At 77.3% G+C, this 3,249-nt stretch carries 3 protein-coding genes; 2 read left to right on the top strand and 1 reads right to left on the bottom strand.

Annotated elements, in window-relative coordinates:
• Positions 1–164 precede the first annotated feature (164 nt).
• Complete coding sequence (locus tag GTQ99_RS21380) at positions 165–860, top strand: response regulator (RefSeq protein ID WP_166617714.1); 696 nt, start codon at positions 165–167, stop codon at positions 858–860.
• Positions 853–1,953, top strand: a complete 1,101-nt coding sequence (locus GTQ99_RS21375; protein WP_166617713.1) for an ATP-binding protein — start codon at positions 853–855, stop codon at positions 1,951–1,953. The genes GTQ99_RS21380 and GTQ99_RS21375 overlap by 8 nt, the downstream gene beginning before the upstream one ends.
• Here the strand turns inward: GTQ99_RS21375 and GTQ99_RS21370 are convergent.
• On the bottom strand, positions 1,925–3,249 hold a 1,325-nt coding region (locus GTQ99_RS21370), incomplete at its 5' end, for an ATP-dependent DNA helicase (protein ID WP_166617712.1). The two genes, GTQ99_RS21375 and GTQ99_RS21370, sit on opposite strands and share 29 nt — an antisense overlap.

Raw genomic sequence — 3,249 nt, 5'->3', positions numbered from 1 at the left:
CGCCCCCGCCGGTCGCGCTCCCCCCGGTCGTGCTCCTGCTCGTCGTGCCCTCGTGGTCCGCAGCGCGTCGCCCGTCATGGCACCAGTCGGCGCGGCCTCGTGTTGCCTGGGCGTAGCGGTTTCCGCAGACACCGGCGATACGCGCCGTGCGTAGCATGAACGCCGTGCGCGTGCTGGTCGTCGAGGACGAGCCCCTCATGGCGGAGGCCATCCGCGACGGGTTGCGCCTGGCGGCGATCGCGGCGGACGTCGCCGGCGACGGCCACGCGGCCCTGGAACTGCTGGGCGTCAACTCCTACGACGTCGCCGTCCTCGATCGCGACGTCCCGGGGCCCTCGGGTGACGAGATCGCCGAGGGCATCGTCGCCTCCGGCAGCGGCACGCCGATCCTCATGCTCACCGCAGCCGACCGCCTCGACGACAAGGCGTCGGGGTTCGGGCTCGGCGCCGACGACTACCTCACCAAGCCGTTCGAGCTGCAGGAGCTCGTGCTGCGGCTCAGGGCGCTGGACCGCAGGCGGGCCCACCTGCGCCCGCCCGTGCGGGAGATCGCCGGGTTGCGGCTGGACCCGTTCCGCCGCGAGGTGCACCGCGACGGCCGCCACGTGCCGCTGACCCGCAAGCAGTTCGCCGTCCTGGAGGTCCTCGTCGGCGCCGACGGCGGCGTCGTCAGCGCCGAGGAGCTGCTGGAGCGGGCGTGGGACGAGAACGCGGACCCGTTCACCAACGCCGTGCGCATCACGGTCTCCGCCCTGCGCAAGCGGCTCGGTGAACCCTGGGTCATCGCCACGGTGCCCGGTGTCGGCTACCGCATCGACGCGGGGCCGCCGGCCGCGGGCCGGGAAGGCGAGCGTGCGTAGGGCCCCTGGTCCCAGCGTCCGCCTGCGGCTCACCCTCAGCTACGCGGGTTTCCTGGTGGTGGCCGGCGGCCTGCTGCTGGCGGTCGTGTGGGTCTTCCTGCTGCGCTACGTGCCCGACGGCGTGCTCGGCACCACCGACCCCACCGGTCGCCGCCCCGCCCTCTTCGTCCCCAACCGCTCCGACCTCGTGCGCGCCTTCGCCCCCCGGGCGGCGGTGGCGACGGGTCTGCTGCTGGTCCTCGGCCTCGCGGGCGGGTGGGTCCTCGCCGGCCGCATGCTCGCCCCGCTCGAGCGCATCACGGCCGCCACGCGCACGGCCGCGACCGGCTCGCTCTCGCACCGGATCCGGCTGCCGGGGCGCGAGGACGAGTTCCGCGAGCTGGCCGACGCCTTCGACGCCATGCTCGCGCGCCTGGAGGCGCACGTCGCCCAGCAGCGCAGGTTCGCCGCCAACGCCTCCCACGAGCTGCGGACCCCGCTGGCGATCACGCAGACCCTCCTCGAGGTGGCCCGCACCGATCCGCACCGCGACACCGGCGAGCTGCTCGAACGGCTGCGTCTCGTCAACGCCCGGGCCGTGGACCTCACCGAGGCGCTGCTGCTGCTCAGCCGCGCCGAGGGGGGTTCCTTCACCCGCGAGCGGGTGGACCTGTCCCTGCTGGCGGAGGAGGCCACCGAGGTCCTGCTGCCGCTGGCCGAGGAGCGCGGCGTCGACGTCCGCGCCGACGGCGGGGTCGCCGTGACCACCGGCTCGCGCGCGCTGCTGCTGCAGCTGACCACGAACCTGCTGCACAACGCCGTCGTCCACAACCTGCCCGAGCACGGCACCGTCCGGGTGAGCACCGTCGTGCGCCCCGGCAGCGCGGTGCTCACCGTGGAGAACACCGGCGGCCACCTCGCGCCGGAGTCGACGCCGCGGCTCACCGAACCGTTCCAGCGCGGTCCCGGGCGCGTGCGCAGCGACCACGGGGGCGTCGGCCTCGGCCTGGCGATCGTCCAGAGCATCGCCGAGGCGCACGGGGGGACCCTCAGCCTGGCCCCGCGGGCCGGTGGCGGCCTGCGCGTCACGGTGGCCCTGCCCGCCGCCCGGTGAGTTCCCCCGGGGTCCGGCTGCCGGGGGCGTCGCGGGCGGCGGTGCCGCGCGCAGCTGCGCGTGGAGGGCTCGAGACCGCCGAGGAGCCGGGAGCGCGACGTGGTGACCGCCGCGCTCCCCCGGTCAGGCGGGTGAGCGCGGCGGTCACCACGTCGCGCTCGGCGAACAGGCGCATGCCCTCGGGCAGGGAGGCGATCAGCGTGCGCCCGTACCCCCTGGTGCGCAGCCGGGGGTCGAGGACGGCGACGACCCCGCGGTCGGTGCCGGTGCGCACCAGCCGGCCCGCGCCCTGGGCGAGCATGACGGCGGCGGCGGCCACGTGGACGTCGTGGAACCCGTCGCGGCCCTCCGCGTCGGCGGCCTCGCGGCGCGCGGACAGCAGCGGGTCGTCCGCGGGCGCGAAGGGCACCTTGTCGATGACCACGCAGGACAGGCTGGGGCCCGGCACGTTGACGCCGTGCCAGAAGCCCATCGTGGCGCACAGGGTGGACTCCTCCACCCCGGTGAACTCCGCGACGAGCTGCGCCGCCGGCGCCTCCCCCTGCGCCAGCACGGGGGTGGAGACGGTGGCGCGCAGGTGCGCGGCTGCCTCGCGGGCCGCCCTGGCGGTGGTGAACAACGCCAGGGTGCGCCCGCCGGCGGCGCGCACCAGGGCCGTCACCTCCACCAGGACGGCGGCGGTGTGCCCGGCGCGGTCCCTGCCCGGGTCGGGGAAGGTGTCCGGGGGCACGTAGAGCAGCGCCTGGCGCTCGTGGTCGAAGGGCGTGCCCACGTCGACGACGTCGAAGCCGCGCGGCGCGGCCGGCGCCCGGCCGGGGAGCGCCGGCGGCTCCGCGAGCCCCAGGGCGCGGACCGCGGGGTCGAAGGAACCGCCGACGGTGATGGTGGCGGAGGTGGCCACGAGCGTCCTGCTCCCCAGCGCGGCCATCAGCTGCGGGCCCACGCGCAGGGGCGCGACCCGCAGCCGCGGCGGGCGGCCGTCGCCGGCCTGCAGCCAGCGCACGTGCCCGCCGGCGTCGGCGTGCAGGACCGCGAGGACCGCCGCGGTGGCCGCGGCGACCTGCTGCGCGGCGCCCCGGCGCCGCACGGCCACCCGCGGGGCGGTGCCGGGCGCCCGGGCGGCGTCCTCGAGGGCGGGCACCAGCCGCGCGAGGCGGTCGGCGAGCGCGAGCAGCAGGTCCGCCACGTGCGGGGGCAGCTGCGGCAGCCGACCGGGACCCGCCGCGGCCAGCGCCGCGGTCAGGGACTCCAGGTCGGCACCGGCCTGCTCGGCCTGCGCGCGGGCGCCGTCGCCGG

Source organism: Kineococcus vitellinus (genome assembly GCF_009906315.1).
GTDB lineage: Bacteria > Actinomycetota > Actinomycetes > Actinomycetales > Kineococcaceae > Kineococcus > Kineococcus vitellinus.
This window is presented reverse-complemented; position numbering and strand designations above follow the sequence as displayed.